This is a genomic window from Paracoccus ravus (genome assembly GCF_004522175.1).
In the GTDB taxonomy this organism is placed as follows: domain Bacteria; phylum Pseudomonadota; class Alphaproteobacteria; order Rhodobacterales; family Rhodobacteraceae; genus Paracoccus; species Paracoccus ravus.
The window spans coordinates 49,393-71,390 of sequence record NZ_SDEB01000011.1 but is presented as its reverse complement, the minus strand read 5'-3'; the positions used below and the strand labels follow the sequence as shown (position 1 = coordinate 71,390).

The 21,998-nt window shown below is 62.2% G+C and carries 19 protein-coding genes and 1 pseudogene; 11 read left to right on the top strand and 9 right to left on the bottom strand.

The features are described from left to right. Window positions 1-55: 55 nt before the first annotated feature. Window positions 56-346 (top strand): annotated as a pseudogene (locus ESZ60_RS21840) (transposase); the annotation flags it as partial. 470 nt (window positions 347-816) lie between these two features. Next, a complete protein-coding gene (locus ESZ60_RS10805) occupies window positions 817-1,776 on the top strand; it encodes an IS110 family transposase (protein WP_134680594.1) in 960 nt (319 codons plus the stop codon). 735 nt (window positions 1,777-2,511) lie between these two features. Here ESZ60_RS10805 and ESZ60_RS10800 read toward each other — a convergent pair. From ESZ60_RS10800 to ESZ60_RS10785, 4 genes are read right to left on the bottom strand one after another with little or no spacing between them, the layout of a single operon-like run. Further along, a complete protein-coding gene (locus ESZ60_RS10800; protein ID WP_167620124.1) occupies window positions 2,512-4,854 on the bottom strand; it encodes a GNVR domain-containing protein in 2,343 nt (780 codons plus the stop codon). Further along, window positions 4,847-5,785 carry a glycosyltransferase gene (locus tag ESZ60_RS10795; protein WP_167620123.1) on the bottom strand — a complete coding sequence of 313 codons (939 nt, stop codon included), beginning with the start codon at window positions 5,783-5,785 and terminating at the stop codon, window positions 4,847-4,849. Before ESZ60_RS10795 ends, ESZ60_RS10800 begins: the two co-directional genes overlap by 8 nt. Beyond that, on the bottom strand, window positions 5,778-6,758 hold the full coding sequence (locus tag ESZ60_RS10790; protein WP_134680591.1) for a glycosyltransferase family 2 protein: 981 nt from the start codon (window positions 6,756-6,758) through the stop codon (window positions 5,778-5,780). Before ESZ60_RS10790 ends, ESZ60_RS10795 begins: the two co-directional genes overlap by 8 nt. A 3-nt stretch (window positions 6,759-6,761) precedes the next feature. Next, on the bottom strand, window positions 6,762-7,469 hold the full coding sequence (locus tag ESZ60_RS10785) for a hypothetical protein (RefSeq protein WP_134680590.1): 708 nt from the start codon (window positions 7,467-7,469) through the stop codon (window positions 6,762-6,764). Window positions 7,470-7,529: 60 nt separating this feature from the next. On the opposite strand from ESZ60_RS10785, the gene ESZ60_RS10780 reads away from it, so the two are divergent. Then, window positions 7,530-7,943 carry a hypothetical protein gene (locus tag ESZ60_RS10780; protein ID WP_134680589.1) on the top strand — a complete coding sequence of 138 codons (414 nt, stop codon included), beginning with the start codon at window positions 7,530-7,532 and terminating at the stop codon, window positions 7,941-7,943. Window positions 7,944-8,005: 62 nt separating this feature from the next. Here the strand turns inward: ESZ60_RS10780 and ESZ60_RS10775 are convergent, their stop codons facing one another. Next, window positions 8,006-9,019, bottom strand: a complete 1,014-nt coding sequence (locus tag ESZ60_RS10775; protein WP_134680588.1) for a glycosyltransferase family 2 protein — start codon at window positions 9,017-9,019, stop codon at window positions 8,006-8,008. A gap of 424 nt (window positions 9,020-9,443) precedes the next feature. Between ESZ60_RS10775 and ESZ60_RS10770 the strand changes: the two genes are divergently transcribed. Continuing rightward, window positions 9,444-10,196 carry a glycosyltransferase gene (locus tag ESZ60_RS10770; RefSeq protein WP_134680587.1) on the top strand — a complete coding sequence of 251 codons (753 nt, stop codon included), beginning with the start codon at window positions 9,444-9,446 and terminating at the stop codon, window positions 10,194-10,196. A gap of 37 nt (window positions 10,197-10,233) precedes the next feature. Here ESZ60_RS10770 and ESZ60_RS10765 read toward each other — a convergent pair whose 3' ends face one another. Then, window positions 10,234-11,298 carry a nucleotidyltransferase family protein gene (locus tag ESZ60_RS10765; protein WP_167620122.1) on the bottom strand — a complete coding sequence of 355 codons (1,065 nt, stop codon included), beginning with the start codon at window positions 11,296-11,298 and terminating at the stop codon, window positions 10,234-10,236. Between the two features lie 52 nt (window positions 11,299-11,350). Beyond that, window positions 11,351-12,469, bottom strand: a complete 1,119-nt coding sequence (locus tag ESZ60_RS10760) for a glycosyltransferase family 2 protein (protein ID WP_134680585.1) — start codon at window positions 12,467-12,469, stop codon at window positions 11,351-11,353. A gap of 221 nt (window positions 12,470-12,690) precedes the next feature. On the opposite strand from ESZ60_RS10760, the gene ESZ60_RS10755 reads away from it, so the two are divergent. Beyond that, entirely contained in the window at window positions 12,691-13,974 is a 1,284-nt protein-coding gene (locus tag ESZ60_RS10755; RefSeq protein ID WP_134680584.1) for an O-antigen ligase family protein, read from the top strand. On the opposite strand, the gene ESZ60_RS10750 is transcribed toward ESZ60_RS10755, so the two are convergent. Beyond that, window positions 13,925-14,641 carry a sugar transferase gene (locus ESZ60_RS10750; RefSeq protein ID WP_280634000.1) on the bottom strand — a complete coding sequence of 239 codons (717 nt, stop codon included), beginning with the start codon at window positions 14,639-14,641 and terminating at the stop codon, window positions 13,925-13,927. The genes ESZ60_RS10755 and ESZ60_RS10750 overlap by 50 nt on opposite strands. A gap of 509 nt (window positions 14,642-15,150) precedes the next feature. Here ESZ60_RS10750 and ESZ60_RS10740 point away from each other — a divergent pair. Genes ESZ60_RS10740 through ESZ60_RS10720 form a run of 5 tightly spaced genes read left to right on the top strand, consistent with a single transcriptional unit; the run spans window position 15,151 to window position 20,377 of the window. Continuing rightward, complete coding sequence (locus ESZ60_RS10740) at window positions 15,151-15,411, top strand: PqqD family protein (protein ID WP_134680583.1); 261 nt, start codon at window positions 15,151-15,153, stop codon at window positions 15,409-15,411. A gap of 4 nt (window positions 15,412-15,415) precedes the next feature. Next, window positions 15,416-15,859 (top strand): lasso peptide biosynthesis B2 protein, encoded by a 444-nt coding sequence (locus ESZ60_RS10735; protein WP_167620120.1) that lies wholly within the window; start codon window positions 15,416-15,418, stop codon window positions 15,857-15,859. Further along, on the top strand, window positions 15,856-17,691 hold the full coding sequence (locus ESZ60_RS10730; protein WP_134680581.1) for an asparagine synthase-related protein: 1,836 nt from the start codon (window positions 15,856-15,858) through the stop codon (window positions 17,689-17,691). The genes ESZ60_RS10735 and ESZ60_RS10730 overlap by 4 nt, the downstream gene beginning before the upstream one ends. Continuing rightward, complete coding sequence (locus tag ESZ60_RS10725; protein ID WP_134680580.1) at window positions 17,688-18,599, top strand: phosphoenolpyruvate carboxykinase (ATP); 912 nt, start codon at window positions 17,688-17,690, stop codon at window positions 18,597-18,599. Before ESZ60_RS10730 ends, ESZ60_RS10725 begins: the two co-directional genes overlap by 4 nt. Before the next feature lie 32 nt (window positions 18,600-18,631). Beyond that, the gene (locus ESZ60_RS10720; RefSeq protein WP_209021287.1) at window positions 18,632-20,377 is read left to right on the top strand and encodes an ABC transporter ATP-binding protein; all 1,746 of its coding nucleotides are present in this window, start codon (window positions 18,632-18,634) and stop codon (window positions 20,375-20,377) included. On the opposite strand, the gene ESZ60_RS10715 is transcribed toward ESZ60_RS10720, so the two are convergent. Further along, entirely contained in the window at window positions 20,370-20,561 is a 192-nt protein-coding gene (locus tag ESZ60_RS10715) for a hypothetical protein (protein WP_134680578.1), read from the bottom strand. The two genes, ESZ60_RS10720 and ESZ60_RS10715, sit on opposite strands and share 8 nt — an antisense overlap. A gap of 584 nt (window positions 20,562-21,145) precedes the next feature. On the opposite strand from ESZ60_RS10715, the gene phnC reads away from it, so the two are divergent. Then, the gene (gene phnC, locus ESZ60_RS10710) at window positions 21,146-21,970 is read left to right on the top strand and encodes a phosphonate ABC transporter ATP-binding protein (RefSeq protein WP_134680577.1); all 825 of its coding nucleotides are present in this window, start codon (window positions 21,146-21,148) and stop codon (window positions 21,968-21,970) included. Window positions 21,971-21,998 lie beyond the last annotated feature (28 nt).

The window sequence follows — 21,998 nt, the reverse complement described above, 5'->3', positions numbered from 1 at the left end:
CGCACGAATTCGGACGAGAGGCTAAGCTTGAGCGCCTGAGGAAGAACGATCCGACATGACGAAACGCAAGCGCTATGCTGCAGAGTTCAAGGCGAAGGTGGCTCTTGGGTCATTCGCGAGGAACCGACGACGGCTGAACTGGCCAAGAAGTTGAACGGCGAGCGCCATCGGTCCGAGAGAGCCGTTCAACGGCATCCATCCGACGACGATTTCGGGGTGGAAGAGAACCGCGATCGAGAACATGGCCGCGGCATGCGGTGCCTCGCGCGCCGCGCCGCAAATCTCTGCGGGGGAGGTCGAGAGGCTGAATGCCAAGATCGGCCAGAACGTCATCGAGCGCGATTTTTTATCGGCGGCCTCCATTCACATTCTCGGCACTGGAGGAAAAAAACTGGTGAAACAGGATCATCTCGATCTCAGCGTCCGACGGCAGTGCCGTCTGCTGTCTCTGGCGCGCTCCGGCCTTTATTACCAGCCGCGCGGCGAAATTGCCGAGACCCTGAAGCTCATGGAGATCATCGACCGGCCGTTTCTCGAGATGCCTTGGGTCATGGCTCCCGCCAGATGGCCCGGCAAATACAGCCCGAGGGCATCGCTGCGGACGGCACCGGGTCCGTCGGCTGATGAGGCTCATGCGCCTGGTGCCGATCTATCAGGGGCCAAGGACCAGCAAGAAGCACCCGGCGCACAAGTTTAGCTGCGCGGCAAACTGGTCCAGATGTCCCGGACATGGTGTGATTGCGGCTGTCGCTCTTCAGCGGCGAGCGAGTGCTGGTACCTTCATCCTCATTTGGAGCCGTCGCGAGGAGAAAGACCATGAAATGCTTTGCTGGGCTTGACGTTTCGCTGAAGGAAGTCTTGATCTGCGTCGTCGATGAAACCGGAGGGGTTCTGGTTCGGGGATGTGTCGCCTGTCAGCCGGAGGCGATCGTCAGTTTTTTTGCCGATCCGCAAATCTCACCCACTCTAACAGTTCATGAAAGGGGTCAACTTTCGATCTGGTTGCAGCGATCTCTCGGCGACTTGGGGCTGGACATGATTTGCATCGATGCCCGGACGGCGCACAAGGTGTTGTCGGCCCGGCTGAACAAATCCCACGCCGCTGATGCCGAAGGTCTGGCGCAGCTGGCGCGTACTGGTTGGTTTACCCCTGTCCATATCCGTAGTCTGGATGCCGACCGGCTCAGAACGCTGCTCGGTGCCCGTGATCGGTTGCTTCACCTGCACAACGATCTCGAGCGACATGTCCGCGGCATCCTGAAAACCTTTGGTTTTCGGCTGACTGCCGTTCACCAGGGCAAGCAGCATCAGGCATTCCGTGACCAACTGGCAGCGGCCGCAAAACATGAACCGATCTTCGCTGTCATCGCGGAGGGATGCATCGCCGCGCATGCCGCGCTTTGCACGGCCGCTGCTGGGATCGACAAGGAACTGCGCGACATTGCGAAGGGAAGCGATCTGGCACGCCGTCTGATGACCATTCCCGGGGTCGGCCCTATCGTCGCGTGCCGACCGGTTTCGCAAGACGTCCAACATCGGCGCTTTTCTCGGGCTTGCGGAGATCGCGCCCTGCGGAGCCTGTTATTCGAGGCCGCCACTGCCCTGATATCCCGGGTAACACGGTTTTCGCCGCTGAAGTCATGGGCTGTGAGACTTGCGGGACGGAAAGGTTTCAAAAAAGCAGCCGTGCCCGCGGCCCGCAAGATTGCCGTGCTGATGCTGGCGCTGTGGAAGAACGGCACCGACTTCAAATGGAAAAATGAGGCCGTCGCCTGAGAAAATATGAATGCCGGGCCAAGAAAGGGCATGGCTGACAGGTCCCGACGGGACGGAGGCCGGATCGATCCCGCAGAGGTGGTTCGGGTAGCAATGACCCAGCGTGCGTCATTCGAGACGATCCACCGCCGAATGCCATCATGAGGCGACTAACACCCTACCTCAAAGAGAACCATGACCCCGGAAGGATCATTCAGACGCGCTGTTGAAAAGGCCGCAATCAGAGAACCACATCAGACCTTATTCTTCGAGGATCGTCGCGAACATGGGGTGGACTTTCGCCCGAAGCAGGTCCTCGATCGGTCGCAAGCTTTGTTCGGGCAAGGCGCAAGAGGCGAGCGGTTGCTAATCGCATGGCTTCACAGCCACTTTCCACTTGACTGCTGCAGAATAGCGCTCGGAATTTGTCAATTCGCATTGGTTCTTGCTCAGGCCGCTGAAGCTTATCACCTCGTCCGAATTCCTTCGACCACCTCTTCCGAAGCCAGATCGAGGCGCGAATGAATTGCTCCACGGTCTTTGACGAAGGTATAACGTCCTGGGGTTCATGACCGCCAAGCTGCGGAAAACCCAAACCCAGATTGCCATCATCAACTTTTCCTCGGCACCCGGCAGCGCCGTGATCGAGGCTTTCACCCGAACTCTCAGCGGCCAAAGGATGACGTGCGGATACTTTGTGCCATACCACCGTGCGATGTAACATGCGTCGTTCGATATTGTTTTTCCAGGACGCCCTCAGACGCCGGGAAGTAAACGTTCGCGGGCATCCGGGCGGGTGAAGGCGCGCAGCCGGGACAGCTTGACTTGGTCAAAGACGACGCCGAGGCAGCGCTGCTTCAGCACGGGGTGGTTGACCAGCGCTGCATCGACCATGTCACGCGGTGTCCTTCCCCATTCACCAAGCACGGCAAAGCTTGGCAATTCATAGAGCAGTTCCAACCCGGCAGCGGTCGGGAAAAGCGGTGGAACATCGATGATGACAGCGGAAAAATCCGCCTGCGCCTCGTGCAGGATCCGGCGCAAGACCTGGGCGGGACGCCCGCTGTCCAATATGCTGGCATTCGACGCGCCGGCGGGCAGGACCGTGAGATTGCTGTCGTGAATGTCGAGTAGCATCGCGCGCCAGTTCTCGGCCGCGGGGTCGACTTGCGCAAGGCCCGGACGATCCGAAAGTTTCAGAATGCGCGTCAGCGTACCATCCCTCGGATCGGCATCGATCACCAGCACCGGATGGCGTGAACTGGCCGAGATTTGCCCGGCCAGATTCAGCGTCATGGCGGCGCGCCCCGGCAGGCGATGGAAGGAGGTGACGCCGATCGCCGTGGTCTCGCCCCGCTGATGCAGGGCAAGCCGGATATGCCGAAGTGTTTCGGCGTAAACCGAATCGGGCTTTTCGAGCACCGGTATCCGCACGGCTCGGGCCAAGGGCCGGCGCAGCGGCAGCATATGCCCCTGCGCGAGGTCGCTTTGGACTTGGCGGGGCAGATCCGCGCCGCGTGGCCCGGGAATGCGCAGGCGGGGCAGATGGCCAAGGAAACGCAATCCCGAGTTTGCGGTCACGTCGCTGCCGCTCCGCAAAACGTTCTCGCGCATCTCGCGCAGGGCCGCCCAAAGCAAGCCCAGGAACAATCCCAGCATCGCCGCCGCCATCACATAGCGCAATGTCGCCGGCCCCGAGGGACCTGCCGGAACTTGAGCCGGAGAAACGACGCGTACATTGCTGACCGGAAACGAACCCTGCTGCTTGATCTGCTGGGATTCGACCAGAGTGGATTGGTAAAGTTCCGCGAGCGTCTCGGCCTCTTGCTGCATGGCGCGCAGACGGACCAGCGCCGCAGCCTGCGCCGCGTTCCGGGATGTGGCCTCATCAAGGCTTTGCCGCAGCGCGGCGACGCGTTCCTCTGCAACGCTCAGGTCTCCGGCGGCCGACTGGCGGCGCGATTGCAGCTCGACAAAGAGTCGGTTGGCCGAACTGGCCAAAGCCATGCGCAACCCGGAGATCTGCGGATGATCCGGCCCCGCATTGACCTGGAGATTTTGAATTTTCGCCTTCAACTCGTTGAAGCTGTCGAGACGGGCCATCAGCAAGGTAGAGAGTTCCTCGTTGCCGAAACTGACGGCATTTCCGTTCAGCAGGGCGCCGACGCCCCCCTCGATCGCGCGGTCATAAATGTCCAGCACGGCCTTGGCGCGGGCGCGGTCACCTATGGCGGCGGTCAGGCTGGCATTGAGCTCGCCCTGGGCCTGTTCGCTCAGCAAAATGCCGTTCTGCGATGTGGCAAGACGATTCTCGGTGGCGAATTGCTCTGCGGCTTGCGCCGCCAATCGGGCGCGTTCCTGCAGGTCGGCGAGCCGCTGCGAGATCCAACCCTGGGTCTGGCCAAGGGCCTGTCCATTCGCGGCCAGAATGTCCCGCATATAGGCCTCGGCATAGGCATTGGCGACCAAAGCCGCCTGTCCGGCAGAGAGGCTCTGATAGGTGATGCCGATCGCGCTGCTTCGGCCGATCCGGTAAACCGACAGGCCCGAACGCAGAAGCATTGCCCCGCGGCGGCGCAGCGGATCGATCTGAGCCTCATTGACAGGGGCCGGCATCACGGGGACGGGCGCGGCCGGCTCGACCCACCAGGAAAGCCTATCTTGCAACCTGTCGACCTGTGTCAGCAGTTCGGCAATCGCCTGACCGGCCCATTTCGAGACTCCTCCTTGCGGCGGAAACAAGAAGGAGGGATCGGACTGCAAGCCCGTCGCATCCAGGACGTCATAGGCCAGCTTGTCCGAGCCAAGGACGACCCGGGCATTCTCGATCTTTCCGTCGGGCGTCGCATCGGGGCCGGCCAGCCCGCCGACCTGCCTCACGGTCGTGCTGAGGGTGCCGTCGATGAGCAGCGTCGCCGTCGCGCTATAGGTCAAGGGCTTCGCCATGGCATAAGCAAGGCCAAGCCCGGCAAAAAGCAGCATCGGGAAAACAATGCGCAGGCGCTGACGGCGCAGCCCGGCCATGATCCGTCCAAGCTCGACCGTCTGCGACGGGTTGGTGAACTGCCCATTGGATGCCTCTGCCGACGGGTCATGCATGATCAGTTTCCTTCGCTTCGCCCCCATTTCCGCCGTAAAGGCTGATCTGCCTCGCGCCCAGAAGATGGGCTGCTACACCGGCATGGAGGCATGCCCGCATCAGTTGGGGATTGCGCCTTGCAGGAATGCCTCCGGCAGCCGCGAGCCCCAGACAGGCGACCATCTTGGCCCCCGCGACTGCGGCGGCGCTCGCCCGTGCCTTCACCCCCTTGCCGCGCATCCCAAGGCTGGCATGGGTATGGCCCATGCGGTAGCGGCGGCGAAGGAGCCAGGAGAGGCGCGCGCGATCCGGGGGAATCTGCTCATCCACGATGGCCTCGGGCGCATGGACAAGGCGGCCGCCTGCGGCCAGGTAGCCCGCGAACCAGGCGGTATCCTCGCCCCCGCTTCGGCCATGCGACAGATCGAAACGCCGCCCGGCCCAAGCGGGATCGGCAAGGTCGGCAAGGTTATTGCCCGTATATCCCCAACGGCAGGCCCCATCACTTCCGCGTTGGGGGCGGGTGTCATGCGGGCGCGCCCGCAGCATCCATTCGGGCGTGTCGCTGCCATAATCAGCCAGCACGGTCCCGAGAACCGCCCCGGCGCCCGCTCGCCATGCCGCGACCAAGGCTGGCAAAGTGTCTTGCCTTACCCGCTGGTCGTCGTCGATATAGACGAGCAGGCGAAAGCCATTCCGGTATGCGTGATCCAAAAGAGCATTGCGCGCGATCGAGATGTTTGCGCAAGGGGCGTGCAGATAGGTGACGGTCATCGGATGCCCGGCCGCATGTCGCGCGACCAGGGGCCGGGCCGAGGGCGCGAGATCATTGTCAGCCACGGCGATCTCGACATCCAGCCCGCAATCGCTTGTCGCGCGCAAGGAGTCCAGCGTTTCGGCAATCGAGTCGCGCCGATAGGTGCATATGCCGACCAGCAGACGATCACTCATGGCGGCGTCCCACGAGGCGGCGGTCAGGAAAGAGCCATTGCCGCCAGTAGCCGGTGGACCAGGCAAGATGCATGGCCCCGGCGAAAAGGCCCGAAAAACAACCCGCGAGCTCATTCTGGCGCAGAGCAATCGCCGCTCCGCTGACTAGGCAGCCGGCCATCCACAATGCAAAGGGGATGGCAAAGCCCCACCACAGCGGTGCCAGCGTCACACAGAGCAAAGCCGGGGCCAAAACCGCCACCAGGGTCTGCCGCGCGCCCGGCCAAGCCCGGTGTTTTGCGAGATTTCGCCGCCGACCGCGACCAAAGGCATGATATTGTCGGATCAGCGCGGCAAGGTTGCGGCGCGGAAAATAGATCAGACCCGTCCGGCCGGTGAGCCAGATCCGGAAACCCGCCGCCGTCAACCGGTGGTCCAGTTCTGCATCCTCATTATGGGTGAAACCAGGATCGTAGCCCCCGATCTCGCGAAAGGCCGAGATGCGCATCAGCGCGTGATGCCCGTGGGAAACCCATTTCCCCGGCCCCTGGCTGCGATGCGCCGAACCGCCATTCCCGATGCGAGAGTTCTGCGCCGCTGCAATCGCCCTGTGCCAAAAGCCCTCGCCCTGCGCGACCATGGAAACCACGACGCTGTCTGCGTTCCTTCCTCGTGCCTCATCCAGAAGAATCTTGGCAAAATCGTCGGGATAGGCGCTATGCGCATCCATCCGCAAGAGCCATGTGGCCTGGGTCCCAAAGGCGGAAACGGCCAAATTTACCCCCGCCGCCTGCAGTTTGCGCGGGTTGTCGAGCAGGTGCACGCGAGGTTCGAAAACGGCCATCTGACGAACGATCAGACGGGTGCCATCTTCCGATCCGCCATCCGCGACCACGATCAAATCCCCGGGATCCGTGCAAAAACCCAGCGCCGAAGACAGAACCTGGGCAATATGGGTCGCCTCGTTAAGGGTCGGGATGACGATCAGAAGCATGGGTCACTCCATCCCTTCAAAGCCGCAGATCGCCTGAGTCAGGACCGCGCATTCCGCGGCGTCCATCCTGAGCGCGGATTGCGGCAGCCGTGCAAGCGCGGCACGGCAATCGCCCAACCGTTCCCGGGCATGACCCAGCACATCGAGAATTTCTGCCGGCTCGACCGATCTCAGCGCGATGCCGCAGCCCCATTCCCGGGCCTTGGCCGCGGCCTCGGTCCCGTCCAGCACGATCGGAACCGCGCCGTGCAGGCAGCCTTCGTAAAGCCGGTTGGGCAATAGCCAATCCGAATTCCGACCGGCCTGATAGCGGTCGATCAACCAAGCCAGATCGACCTCGGCATAGATCCGGGCCAGATCCTCGGGCCAGCGATAGAGGCCGAGAAATTGCATGTCCGGATTTGCCGCGACGATCTGGTGAAAGTCCTGGACCACGTCCAGAGCGGGCCGGCCGCGAAGAATGACCCGGAAGCGGCCCGGCGCGGCGCGGGTCAGGGCGTCCAGTGCCAAAAGCGAAACCTTGCAGCGCAGCATCCCGAACCAGCCGATCGTGAGCGGTCCCTTGGTCGCATCCCTGCCAATGCCGGGCAGGGATATCGCAAGTGGCTTGTTCTCGGCCAGGATCACGGGAATATCCGGCTGGTCATATTGCCGCAGATAGTTCCGGATGAAGCCCGGAGACGAGGTCACCACGGCCGCGCTGCGCCGCATCAGCCCCGCCTCGATCCGGCGAAGCGTTTTTGCCCTGGCTCCGCTACCCAGCATCATGTTGTGAATATCAAGCAGCTCATAGCAGAGGCGCGCCCGCCGCGCCGAGGCGAGACGGGCGCCCAGAACCAGCGTCTCAAGATTTCGCGCGAGGATCGTTTCTCTCGCGCCCGCTGGCGCGATCCTGCACGGAAGGCGGGGCAAATTGCGCAGAACGGCCGCAAGGCGCTGCCACATTTCTCCGTTGACGGTATGACCCAGAACCGTCGCGCTCTGCGGCAGTGGCCCCGCTCCGCGCCGAAAACCGAGGACGCGGACCTTTGCGCCGCCTTGATGCAGCATGTCGATCCGGCGCCAGATGGACGGGTCATCGAGATCATGCGCCAGATAGGTGACGAGCATTACGATGGCCCCGAAAAAAACAAGTTCGATCAATCAAATGAAACAACCTACAGTCCTGAAAAACTTTCGCGCTGAGTTCGAGATAAGACATCATGGGGATATGATCCATCTCTTGGCATGAAATTCTGATCTCGTGGTTAATTTTTCAAGTCGGTCGTGTTTCTAATATTCATCAACAGCCTGATGCCAGAATGCTCATGGGCTAGCGCATTCGGGCGTAGATGCTTTCTCAGGGCCATGAATTTGTCCCGCAAGGTGAGCCGAAATACCGCCCAGAAGCGGTCTGCGGATCCGACGGTTTCACGCGCTGCGCCCAAAAGGCCAACCTCTGCCTTGCGATCCAGAAAGAGCCGATGGTGGTATTTGTCGCGGGTCAATCGTTGCTGGCGGACCAGCATCTTTCGAGCGGCTGGGGGGATCCGCTCGGTCCTTAAAATACACGCGCTGGCCTCGCTGAAGGTGCGGAGATCGTCAGTGCGATGCCGGGCGCTGAGCGAGTCGGCACGTTGAAATGCCACGTAGCCACAGGAATTGATCGTGATGAAACGAGCCCCGCGCGCCATCAGGCGGACATAGAGGATAAAATCTTCTCCAAGCCGCAGATCTTCGTCATAGCTCAGCCCGGTGCGCTGAAGTAAATCTCGCCGTATCAAGGGTTTGAGTAGGCCGGTTTCGTTGCGCCCCATGCCCCCTTGCGTCAGGTTCCCCGCAATGAACTGCGTCAGTGCAAGCTCTTTTGCGCATGCCGGGAGTTGGGGAATCGCCAGTTGCGCCCTGCGGTTCGCGGGTTGATCGGCGATCAAGGCGATGTTGTCGGCCGCCAGATCGAAGGGACCTGCTGCGAAGAGGGTCGTGAAGCGCGCGGGCAGGAACATGTCGTCCGAATCCAGAATCGCGATCCAAGGGGCCGAAGAGGCTGCGATCGCCTTGTTGCGTGCAAGGGCGGGGCCGCCATTGCTTTCAAGACGGAGCACCTTGAGCCGACCGCTGGCATCATCTGCCCGCCAGGCCGCCGCTGCGGTATCGTCGGTCGAGGCATCATCCACCACCACGACCTCGGCGACCTCGGGCTGTAGCAAAGCCGAACTGACTGCCTGCCCAATTGTGCGGAAGGCATTATAAGCCGGTATAATGACCGAAACCTTTTCCATCGTGACGCTCGACGCACCCTTGAAATATTAACCAGTTTGTTTCAAATTTTCCGAGTCGTGATGGTCGACTTATCCCGCGTTCCGTATTAATCAGGCATCCGAACCACTTATTGCAACAGCTAGTACATGTTTTAATTAATCGACCATTAATTTAATGCTCGAAATCGGGAAGTGACTGGAGATGGCTCATCGGCGGCGGATTGATTTTTTCTACCATGGCTACGAAATTCATGCGATCGATCGTCCTTTCGGGCGGATGCAGTCCGGATTGCGGTTCTTGGCGCGCAGTGGCTATCGGAGCCTGCGGCGCCGTCAGCCCCATACGGGGTTCTTCACCGCATTGCGGAACCTTCGTTACGGGCTAGAAGCCTTGGGCGTGGACGTCCGGCTGAACGACTTCTCACACGCCAGGCGCAACCCGGCCATGCCAGTTGGAATTTCCGGCTTCCCGGGCGTCTATGACCGGGTCCGCCTGTCCAATCCCGCCTTGTTCGGACCGGGCTATGTTCCGCCGCCACACGAGCTTGAGATGGTCACGGCCGGCAACAATATCCGCTTGTTCACGCTGCCATCCGAATGGGTCTGCAAGATCTGGAGGCCAGCTTTGGGATCGCGTGTCGAGCCGCTCTTTGCACCGATCATCCTGCGGGACTGGCCAGATGTCGGGGGCGCGAACAAGAGCCATGACCTGCTGATCTATGACAAGATCCATTGGCATCGCGACAACATGGTGCCGCGGGTTGCGGATGCGCTGATCGCGCATCTGACTGCGCGCGGCCTGACATTCCGCTGTATTCGCTATGGCCGACATCACATTGACGAATTCCGCATGGCGCTGCGATCGGTCCGGGCCATGGCATTTCTGAGCGCGCATGAGACACAGGGACTTGCTTATCAAGAGGCCATGGCCTCGGGCATCCCGATCTTTGCATGGGACGAGGGCAAGCTGGTTGACCCGGCAGAGCGGCAGTTCGCCCCCGTCGGTCTACGGGTCTCCTCTGTGCCCTATTTCGACGAGCGGTGCGGAGCGACCTTTCGCGAAGACAACCTTGAACAGCGCTTCGACAGGTTTTGGGCCGGGATGAACTCATACAGGCCGCGCCAGTTTGTCGCCGACAACCTCAGCCCAGAAAAAAGCGCGCGGCGCTATCTGGAGCTTCTGGACCGAGTGGGCTGAGCGGCAAGACCGCAATCCCCGGAAACGGAGCAAGTCGCTATCGGTCGCGCGCGCGCCTGAATAGCGTGCGGGCCCCTTCCGTCTGCCAGCCCAGAACGAATGGCGAAAGCCCCGAAAGGACGGCCTGCGCCATAACGGAGCCGGGGCGCCCCCGCCCGAGCGAGGTCAATAGTTGCCGGCGACGCGGCGAGGTTTCGGGCGAAAGGCGCCACGGCTGGTAGACGAGGTCCCGCAGATCCGACGCGTTCAGACCGCGCAAGCCGGATCCGGTCTCGACCCGCGGACTAGCGGCCGTCACCGCGTCGACAAGCCGCAACGACAATTCCAGAACGCGCCTCTGCCCGGCTTCTTTCGCGATATGCCAAAGCCGGGCCAGATCTTCTGCGCTCAGCTTTCCAAGCCAGATTGCAAGGTCGCGGACAGCCCAGCCGCAGGGCTCTTTCGCCAAAAGGGATTTCGCGATCGAAATCGCCAGCAGCAGACAGCCATCCGCATCTCCGGCGACCGGAATGACCTCGGGCATGACGGGTTCCGCCCGATCCAGTATCGCTTCTGCGTGCCGCCAGCCCGGCAGGCCGAATTGATGCAGGCGATGGTGCAAATCGATCATCGCACCATCCTTGGCACGACGGAAATGCTGCTCGCCCATAAAGGCGAGCCACCATCGCGCCTTTTCTGGCTCGACCACCGCAAAGCCTGCGGCAAGGATCGCTTCAGCGGCCGCCTTGCGCTGGCGGGGTGAAACATAAAGATCGACATCGCCCGAAGGCCGAAGATGCCCGGTGCCATGCAGCCGGATCTGTTGGAATGGCCCCTTCAGCACCAGATGCCGCACGCCAAGAGCGGCAAGCGCATGCGACGTCTCGCAAGCGAGGTCAATGGCCCTGCGGTTCATCTGGGCGGTGGCAATCTGCGCCCGCAGCAGATCGGCCCGGATGGGGCGAAGCGCGGGGTCATTGATCGGCAGCAGATGCAGCAACTTGTTGCAACGCGCGACGTGGAAGAGCCGGATCGGGTCGGACTCAGAGAGCGGGTTCTGACCCAGCAGGGCAAGAATTTCGGCGGTGCAATCCTGGCGCAATTCCGGGGGGATCTGGATCATTGCGACCGCTCGTTTCGGGAGTGCTGCGCGTTGGACTCGACATGGGCCATGGTCAGGCCAGCTTTCGCAACCAGATTGCCCAATCGGGCGCCGTCTCAGGCAGCGCGAAGTCCGAGACGGCAGCCATCGCGGCCAGGTGCGCCGCATCATCGGCGGGTGGGCGCGGCCATCTGCCTTCGACCGGGGGGAGGTCTGGAAGTTCTCCCGACCGTTCCCGATGCTCTTGCGGTTTCTGCGGCCGTCGGCGCCGGTGCCGGTCGGCCAGGCTTTCGCCCAGGCAACCAATCATCGCGGGGTCGAGCATGCCGCGAAGTGCGCGGCCGAAATGGCGCGACTTGATCGCCGCGACGAGCCGTTCATAGCGCAAGGCGGTCGAGAGATGCTGCTGCACCCTTTGCGCCGCAAGCCGACCGGGCGCGTCGCGCATGGGGGGCATCGCGCGATGCGCGGTCAGGATCGCCTCCATGTACTTCACCGTCATGCGATGCGAAATCGAGCCATCATGCCTGCGATACGCATAAAGCGGGTCAGGGGTGACGATGTAGCGGGCACCATCGTGCAGCAGGCGCATGACAAGGGCGAAATCCTCGCCGATCCGCAAGCTCGGATCATATCGTCTTGCGTCCAAGACCCGCCGCGAGATCATCGGCTTAAGGTAACCGTAGCCGGGTACCCGCGCATCGCCACTGTTTGACAGCAGAAATTGCGCCGCATCCAGACGGAAGGGCATTGCCGGCTGCAAGGGCTGCAGAATCGTCCGGGGGGCTGAGACCGATCCGAAACAGACCATGTCATCGGCCACCAGATCCGCGTCTCGTGCCATGGCGAGATGCCACAGCCGGGCCAGTCGAGACGGATGAATCAGATCGTCGCTGTCAACGATCGCGATCCATTCGCCACGGGCGACCTCGATCGCGCTGTTGCGGGCGGCCGCCGGCCCCGCATTCTGCGGCTGCGGCAGAACGCGGACCCGGTCGTCGCGCGCTGCAATGGCCCGAGCGATCGCGACGCTGTCATCGCCCGAGGCATCGTCACAAACGATCAACTCAAGATTGCGATAGCTTTGCGCAAGAACCGAACGCATGGCCGCTCCGATCCATCGTGCAGCCTGGTAATTGGCCATGATGACGCTGATCAATGGTTGGCGCGAAGGGTTGTTCGCATTTTCCATAAGATTGACGATGCCTTTTGATTGACCTGCGTCTGGCGGGATTGATACCCCGGAAGAGCAAAGCGGCGCAATTGGGCGGTCCTGGCTAAGTAGTTAAAACTTTTCATGTTTCTGAGGCAGTGCTGTTCATTTATCTGCTCTGTTGAGCCCGTCGAGGAACCGGATGTGGTGAGGATCTCCGCAGGACGGCGAATGCCTCTGGCGATTGCAGGAGCCGAGCCATGCTGAGCCTGGAGCACCGAGCCTCGCCACATGCCGTGCGCAATCCAGGGCTTTGGGCGGTTCCCTTTTCACTTCCCGCCCTGTTGGCGTTTCTAAGCATTCTCGGCCTGGGGCTGCAGCCGGTCATGGGGTCGCTGGGGGCCCTGATCTTTCTGATCGCTGGCGCAGCGCTGGTCGTCACGGGCCCGGATGCATGCATCCGGGGGCTGCGGCAGGAAGGGGTGCTGGTCGCCCTGGCGGCGTGGTGCCTTGGCTCGTTCACCTGGTCCGACTACCCGGAATTGTCGCTCCGATACGGGCTTCAACTGACCCTGACATTTCTTGTCGCAATCACCATCTGCCAGCGCATTCCTCCCGGCACATTCGTCCGTATCCTTCTGCTTGTGCTGCTTCTTGCGGCCGCGCTGAGCCTCGCCTCCGGTCGCAGCCGGGAGGGGGGGATGGGGTTTCTAGGCATCTATGGCAGCAAGAATGCGCTCGCGATGACGATGGGGGCGTTTTTCCTTGTCTCCTTGGCTGTTGCTGTCGGCCGCGCGGAAAATCGGTTCTGGCGGGCAGTCGCGCTAATCGGAAGTGGAATGGGGCTTGCATTACTCGTGATGGGCAAATCGGCGGGGGCGCTCGTGGCCGTGATCGTTGCGACCGCCTTTCTCATTCCCCTGATGCTCTTGCGACGGATCGACGCGACCTCGCGTCTGGTTCTGGCCAGCCTGACGCTCGTTCTGCTTGCTTCCGTCGGCCTTGCCCTTTCATCCGAGGCAGACAGTTTCGCAACAGCATTCCTGTCCCTGACGGGCAAGGACGTGACGCTGACCGGGCGCACGGAACTATGGCTCGTCGCCTTTGAGGAAATTGCAAGACATCCTCTGATCGGGACCGGGTTCCAAGCATTCTGGGTCCACGGCAACCCCTTGGCCGAGGATCTCTGGGCGCGATTCGGGATCGCTTCACGGGCCGGGTTCAATTTCCACAACACGATGATTTCCAACGCAGTCGAAATCGGGCTTGTCGGGGCCACGCTGCAGGCGGTCGCGTTTTTCTCCGGTGCTCTGGCCGCGCTGTATTGGGTGTTTCGGTCGCATTCGGCAGCAGCGGTTTTCTTTGCCTTGTTCATGGTCCGCCAGACGATCTCGATGGGGGTCGAAGTGGTATTCTTCTTTCAATTCGATCTGACGGGCGTCGTGACGATTGCCGCGATCTGTTATGCCCGCGCGTTCCGGAGGGCCTGCCGGGCTAGCGCGCCCCGCGGGCGGTCAGCAGCGCCGGCACCGTGCGCAGGATGATCCCCAGGTCGCCGATGATGCTCCAGCCCGAGGCGTATTTCCGATCCAGCCTCACCCGCTCGGCGTAGCTTGTGTCGCTTCGTCCGCTGATTTGCCACAGGCCCGTCAGTCCGGGTCGGGTCGCGAGATAAAACGGTGCGGCCTGGCCATAGTTGTCGAGCTCTTCGCGCACGACCGGGCGGGGGCCGACGATGCTCATGTCACCGGCCAGAATATTCAGAAGCTGGGGCAATTCGTCGAGGCTCAGCTTGCGCAGCACCGCACCGATCGGCGTCACCCGGGGATCGTCGGCGAGCTTGCGCTCGGATTTCCAGAGGATCCGATCCGCCGGATTGCGCTGGAAATGCTGCTCGAGCACCACGTCCCCATTGGTGACCATGGTGCGGAATTTCCAGCATCGAAACTCGGCGCCGCCAAAACCGACACGTCTGTGACCGTAAAAGACCGGACCGGGGCTGCTTGCCTTGATCAGCAGGGAAAGCCCCAGCATCAGGATTGCGACGAAGGGCAGGCAGGCCAGCACGAAGGCGATATCCAGAAACCGCTTGCGGCGCCCGCCAAGCGGACCGGCTGCCCCGACAGAGGCCAATTCCGCTCCGTCTGATCCGAATGGCAAAGCGGCGGTTCTTTGCCGCGGCATGGTGTTTTCAATGTCAAAGGGCATCATTAATCATCCTCTCAACCGAGAAAAATAATCACAAGAAACGATGGCGGTCTGATCGGCACGGGGCATGGATCTCAATTCATGGGATGTCGATAAAATTTTATGGGTTCAAGATAATTCGTCAGGGAATGCGTTTGAATTTATGGGAGTGGTTAACCCGGCTGGAAAAGCCATTCATGGTTAATTCAATAATCGCTGGAATTTCTGCGGTGAATCGAATTTCCTGACTGGAAGGACAGGTTGCTCTGGCTCGAGAACCTATTGAACTGGGGGAACTGCGTCCGAATACCGCAGCGTTAACGTAGCAATCTGGATGGTAAATCATGAAAAAAATATACCAAAAGCCTGAGCTTAAACTTCATGGCTCGCTTGAGAAGATGACTCAGGGCGCGTCCACGGGGACCGTCCTGGACCGGGCCTTTGACACGGGCACCCCGATTTCGCATCTCACCTTTTCCTGAAAAACAAACGGGCGCGGCGGGACTTGCCGCGCCCAATATGGTGGTGATGTCATGCTTTACGAAATCTCTCCTGATTGTGTCGCCTGCGAGGTCGAAGACGGCTTTGTCATTCTCAACCTGGAATCAAATCTTTATTTTGGGCTGGACGGAATCGGGGCAGAGATCTGGAAAAATCTGGAAGAGCCAAGATCGATCGACGACCTGATCGAATTTACTCTCTCGAATTATGAAGTTTGCGCCGCCGATTGCAGCAACGATGTCTTGGCGCTGGTTGCCGAGATGCGCCAGAACGGTCTGGTCAGGCAGGTCTAGCGTGATGCGGCGGATCACTTCGCTCTCGTGGCGGCATGTCGGACTGTTTGCGCAAGCGCTCGTCGCGCTGCTCCTGGTGCGATGGCATCTGGATCGTCGTCGCGGCCATCGGCTGCGCCAGCTGGTAGAATGCAACCGCGCGAGGGATAGGGCGCCCGATCATGTGCTTTCCGAGACGGCATGGGCCGTGGCGGCGATCTCCCGCCATTTCCCGAAAGCGACTTGCCTGACGCAGGCGACGGTCGGCCAATGGCTCTTGGCGCGGCAGGGCTATGCGACGACCATCCGGATTTCGGTGCCACGCGGCCCCAGTGCGGCGGCGGACCCTCGGCCCCATGCCTGGCTCATGTCCGGAGATACGATCGTCTTGGGGGGCACGCCGGCGCAATATCATTCCCACGTGATGTTGCATGACTACCCCCTTCCGGCGTCGGGCAGCGCAAGATGAGCCGCTTTGCCGTTCTTTCCAGCGTTGGCGGCCCGGTCTCGATCCTGTCGCATGAATTATCCGCCATCCGCTCTGATATGCGCCGTCGTGACGGCCCTGCGGGAGCGCTGCTTGCCGAGGACGGGCGCTGCTTCATGCAAGCAGAAGGCGGTAAGATCGCCCGGCGCGGCCCCTTGACGCTGTGCGGCGACCTCGGACTCACCGATCTGGCCCAATTGCGGGACTTGGTCGGGACGGCGGATGCTGACAGTCCCGAGCAGCTGATCATGGCGCGCTGGCTTCAACGCGGTGCGGCGGCCTTGCAGGATTTCTGCGGCAGTTTCGCCTTTTGCCTGCATGACCGGCGCTCAAATGCACTTTGGGTCGTGCGCGACCGCATGGGCATTCGTCCGATCCTCTATGCAGCGACCAAAGACAGGATTGTCATTGCCTCGACGATTTCCGCAGTGCTTGCGGGTCTGGACGAGCGGCCGGAAATCAGCGCGGAATGGGTCGCGGATTTTCTGGCCGGGCAGGAAACGGATGCCAGCCGCACGGCGCATTCCGGCATCCATCGTCTGGAGCCGGGACAGGTGATGCGGTTCGCAGAAGGGCGGCGCGTCGCGCCGGAAAAATGGTATGATCTCGGCAGCCGGATCACGCCCTGTGAACGTGATGCCTCCGAGGCGCTGCGCGAGGCGCTGGCCCATGCCACGGCGCAGCGCTGCATGGAGCGCCCGACGGCGGTCTTACTCAGCGGCGGGTTGGATTCCAGTTCGCTTGCCTTGCTGTCGGTCCGGCAGGGGCAGAGCCGTCCCGCCTTGTCCTTGCGCTATGACGACCCGGCGATGGACGAGGGCGGCTATATCGACATGGTCCTGTCTCAGGGCTGCGGGCGGTTGAAGCCGGTGGATTTACGAGCAGCATTCGATCTTCCGCCCCATGACCAGGGTCAGCCGGTCTTTGCGCCGGGCCTGCCCGACAGCCGCCAGCTTTATGCTGCGGCCCGGGCTCTGGGATGCAGCGAGATCATTGACGGGCATGGCGGTGACGAGGTCATCGATGGGGGACCCTGGACAATCGGACAGATCGCGCGGCAAGGGCACTGGGCGCAAGCCTTGGCACTGACATGGAAACATGCGCGTTTTGTGGGGACATCGCCTCTGACCGATTGCGGCCAGCTGATCGCGACCCATGGCGACAGCCGGATCTTGCGCAAGCTCACGCAATTCGTCGCAGGGCCTGTCGAAGACCGCATGGCCTGGCGTGCGCTGGTCGATCCGCACCTGGCCGCGGCAACCGATCTTGTCGAAAGGGTAAGGGCCTATCGGGCGGGCATGGCCGAGAGCCGCCTTCCCCTCGCCATCCGCGATCAGGTGGCGCTGCTCGGAGCACCGCTGACGGCAACCGCGCTCGAGATTCTCGATGCCGCGGCGCGGGATGCCGGGGTGACGCCGCATTACCCTTTCTACGATCATCGCGTCATCGAGATCTGCGCCGCTCAGCCGGATCATGCGCGCATCCATGGCGGCCAGCCTCGCAGCCTGCTGCGCGAGGCGATGCGCGGGATCCTGCCCGAAAAGATTCGGCAGCGGACGGGAAAGACGAATTTTCTGCCCCATTTCTGGCTATGTCTCACGCGCGAAAAACGCGTTGCCCGCATGCTCGCCAATCCCGCATCACTCCAGGGATGGGTGAATATCGACAGGCTTCGGGCTGACGGCCAACGGCTGCGGAATCCGGTGCCGGACGCGCGCACCGCCTTTCGGCTCAGCCGTGCCCTGTCCCTGGCGGACTGGCTCGAAGCGCGCGAGGCCGCCCCCAGCAAACCCGCCATCATGGAGACGACATGACTGCTGCGCATTGCTATGCCGCTTACGGGCTTTGCATCCGTTCTGACCTGGCACTTCCCGAGCTTGCGCCCGCCGACCGGACCCGTGCGCCGGATCTGTCGATCACGCTTCGGCCCTCTGGAACGGTCGATCCCGATACGCGGCCACGCATGCGGTTTTCATCGCGGGAATCTCATTTCTACTGGCCAGAGGTCGGGGCATTCCACGTCTCGGCAGACGGGCGCAGCGTCACGATCTCGCCGGCCGCAGGCGCGGCTGCGGAACTGCTCGCATTTCCGCTATTGGGTCCGGTCCTGGCCGAGGTGCTGCGGCGTCGCGGCTGCTTTGCGCTTCATGCCAGCGCGGTGCTCTATCGCGGTCATGCCATCGCCTTTCTGGCGGACAAGGGAACCGGAAAATCCACGACTGCCTCGGCCCTGATCGCGCGCGGCGCGCGCATTCTTGCAGATGATATCGTCGCGATCGACCCGGCGGGCCGCATCCTGCCGGGATTTGCCCAGCTGAAGCTGTCTCAGGCCGCGGCGGCATTCGCGCCGACCGGCTCCATGGCGCGTGGAACGGTCCATCATCTCATCGACAAGACACGCATCCGCCTGCCTCCGGCGACGCTCGCCGAGCAGGCATTGCCCGCATCAAGGCTCTATGTCCTTGAAAGATTGCCCCTTGGCCGCACGAGCGAGGTCGGTGGAATCGCGGCCAGCGCGGCCTTGCAGGTCACGATGCGATTTTCCTATGCCGCGCGTTTCGGGAATGCCCTCTTGCAGGGGCGGGCGGCGGCAGAGCATCTTCGCGCGGCGGCCCATATCACGCGCCTTTGCCCCCCGCGCCATTTGCGACTCAGCGAGGGGCTGGAGTTCGCAGATGACATCGCCCGGGCCATTTCAGCGGATTTGCGGGGGGCAGCGTGAGGGAGACGACCCCATCTCCCGCCAAGAGCGGCTTGTCCTTTCTGCGGGCGATCATCGGTCTTCATCCGCGCCGCTTGGGCATCGCGACATTGTTCCTTGTGCTGGGGACGCTCACCGAGGGGCTATCCCTGCTGCTCTTTCTGCCTGTCATACACCTGGTCAGCGAGGGCAGGGATGTCGTCGATCTGACGGGCCTGCCACTTCCGCAGGGCTTCCCCGACTCGGCCCCGCTTTCCATGCTACTCTTGGCGATCATATGCCTGACCGGGGGGCTGGTCCTCTTCGGGCGTCTCAAGGGCGTGTATCTCGCCCGGTTGGTCTATGACTTCAGCGACCGTTTGCGACTGGGCCTGTTTTCGGATGTCGCGGCGGCTGACTGGTCGCAGGTCATCCGCATTCCCCGGTCGCGGCTGGAACATGCGCTGACCGAAGATATCGATCGCGTTCATGTGGCGGCCTATAGCCTGCTCAACATCCTGCAGAGCGTCGTCGGGCTGGTAATCTATCTTGGCCTCGGCCTGATGATATCACCTTTGATGACCCTGCTCTGCCTCGCCATAGGCGGTTTGGCATTGACGCTTTTGCGCCCTTATCGCCGCGCCGCCACGGCCTATGGCGCAAGCCTGCAATCGCAGCGTCTGCGACTAAGCCAGACGATCAAAGAGTTCACGCGCGCGATGAAGCTCGCCCGAAGCATGAATCTCGAGCCGCGCTATCAGTCTCTTCTTGGCGAGATGCTGCGCCAGACAAGAGACGGCTCTCTGAGCTACGTCCGCAAATCTCTGGTCGGCTCGGGCCTTTTTCAGCTTGCGGCCGCGACCGGGGCCGCGCTGTTCATCTGGGTGGCCCGGTCCTGGGCACAGATGGATCTGGCCAGGATCGCGGTCCTGCTCTTGCTGTTCCTGCGCGCCGTGCCACGGTTTTCAGGCGTTCAGGCCTCGCTCCAGCAAATTCTCGTGGACCTGCCCGCCTGGGACGCGGTCCGCCGCCTGCAAGCGGAACTTTCCTGCTCTCGTGATCCCGATCCATCCGTCGAAGAGCCGGCGGCCCGGCCCCTCAGCGAGATTTCTTTGTGCAATGTGACCTGGCGTTTCCCCGATGCACCGCGCGACACGCTGGATCGAATGTCGCTGACGATGCGCGCCGGACAGATCACCGTGCTGACCGGTCCGTCCGGTGCCGGCAAGAGCACGGTCGCGGATATCGTCATGGGCCTGATCCGTCCGCAGCATGGGAAGGTTCTGGTCGATGGTGTTCCGCTTGCGGCGTCGCAACTGCGATCCTGGCGGGACCGCGCCGCCTATATCACGCAGGACCCGCTGCTGATGAATGCCAGCATCCGCGCCAATCTAGCCTTGGCCATGCCCGGTTCGGATCCCGAGGCCGAGGAAACCATGCAACGCGCATTGCGGGCTGCGGCCGCGGATTTCGTGTCTCGCCTGCCCGGGGGGCTCGATCACGGCGTCGGCGATCAGGGAGGCCTCCTTTCGGGCGGAGAAAGGCAGCGGATCGCCTTTGCCCGAGGATTGATGCGCAATCCGGATCTGCTGGTCCTGGACGAGGCGACCAGCGCATTGGATTTGCAGAACGAAGAAAGCCTGGTCAGAACCGTCCAGAGCCTGCGGGGCAAGACGACCATTCTGGTGATCACCCATCGCCCCGCCCTGGTCGCCATCGCGGATGCCGTCTATGTCATGGAAAACGGGCGGGCCATTGGGAAGTCGCCTGACGGGCCGAGGCGCGAGGCTCAGATATCCCCCGCCGTTTCGATCACCTGAGGGGCCGCTTGCCGGTGACATAGGCCCGAAGGGCGACATAGATCACCACCAAAAGCTGGGCACAAACCACCATCCCGACCACGCCCAGACAGATTGCCCACCAACCCGCGCCCGTCAAAACCCCGTACCCCACCGCGGCGGCGGCGAGGACCGACAGAGCCAAGGCAAACCGGATGATGAACAAATCTTAGCTCCCTTTGCGGCGTATCATGCATGAAGTCCAGCGCGTGGCAAATACAGAGCCCATAGGGAATTCGCGCTTCTGAACGCGGATGGGCACTGGAAAGCAGCGCTGAAGGGCAATTGCGATCTGCCCGGGGCGTCCGTCACAGCCTGTTCTTGTCGAACCAGATCAGCAAAGGGCCACCTCGCTTCAGCGCCAAATGATGGGACTTCCGGTTTGTGGCTCGGGAGCGGGCAGGCAAGGACTGCGTCATGCCGTGGTCTGGACGTATCGGATACGCTCGGTGAACCTTGCCGCGAAGTTTGCGACTTGACCGCCTCGCCAACCTGTCGCGGTCAAACCGGATCCTCAGCCAATTCCCGTCCGTCGGCGATGCGGCGCAATCGCCCCAACTCCTGATCTCGCGGGAGGTTTGCCCTCTGCTCATCAGACCCGAAAGCTGCCGGATGCACGACCCAAGCCCTTGGAGCGGCTGGTGCAATCGGGCCCTGTTCCGACCGAAGTTTCATCGAAGCTTCACAGTCGGTTTTCTTGTTTGTCATGCTTTGCCGCCACATCTGCGCCGATCAGGAAAAGGGCCCTTCATGCGGATCGAAGCTCAGGACATCACGCGCGAGTTCGGCAGCACCCGTGCGGTCGATCGGGCCAGCTTCGTCATCGAAAGGCCGATGATGATCGGCGTGATCGGCAGTTCGGGGGCGGGAAAATCCACGCTTCTGCGCATGATCAACCGCCTGACCGATGCCAGCGCCGGCAGGCTGGTGGTGGACGGTCGCGACATGCTCGCGCTGCGAGGTCGGGAAAAACGCGCCTGGCAGGCGGAATGCGCGATGATCTTCCAGCAGTTCAATCTCGTGCCCCGTCTGGATGTCGTCAGCAACGTCCTGCATGGGCTTTTGAACAAGCGGGGCATGGCGAGCGCGCTTTTCAATATGTGGTCGCGGGCGGATATCGACCGCGCCGTGCAGATCCTCGACCGGCTGGGCATCGCAGAGCAGGCGGTGAAGCGCGCCGAGGCGCTGTCGGGCGGCCAGCAGCAGCGCGTCGCCATTGCCCGCGCATTGATGCAGGACCCAAGGATCATTCTGGCGGACGAGCCCATCGCCAGCCTCGACCCGATGAACGCGCAGGTGGTGATGGATACGCTGCGCCGCATCCACGACGAGGACGGGCGCACCGTCATCGCCAACCTGCACACATTGGATACCGCGCGGCGCTACTGCGACCGGGTCATCGGCATGCGCAAAGGGCGGATCGTCTTTGACGGCGTGCCCGAGCAACTGACCACCGGCGTTGCGCGCGACATATACGGCGCCGGGATCGGCTTCACCGAAGCGACGACCTCGACCGCCATCGAAACCGAGCGCGCGCGGAATGCGGATTACGCCGCGCGCCTCATGGCCGATTGACGGCCAAGCATATTTCAACCCCGGAGAT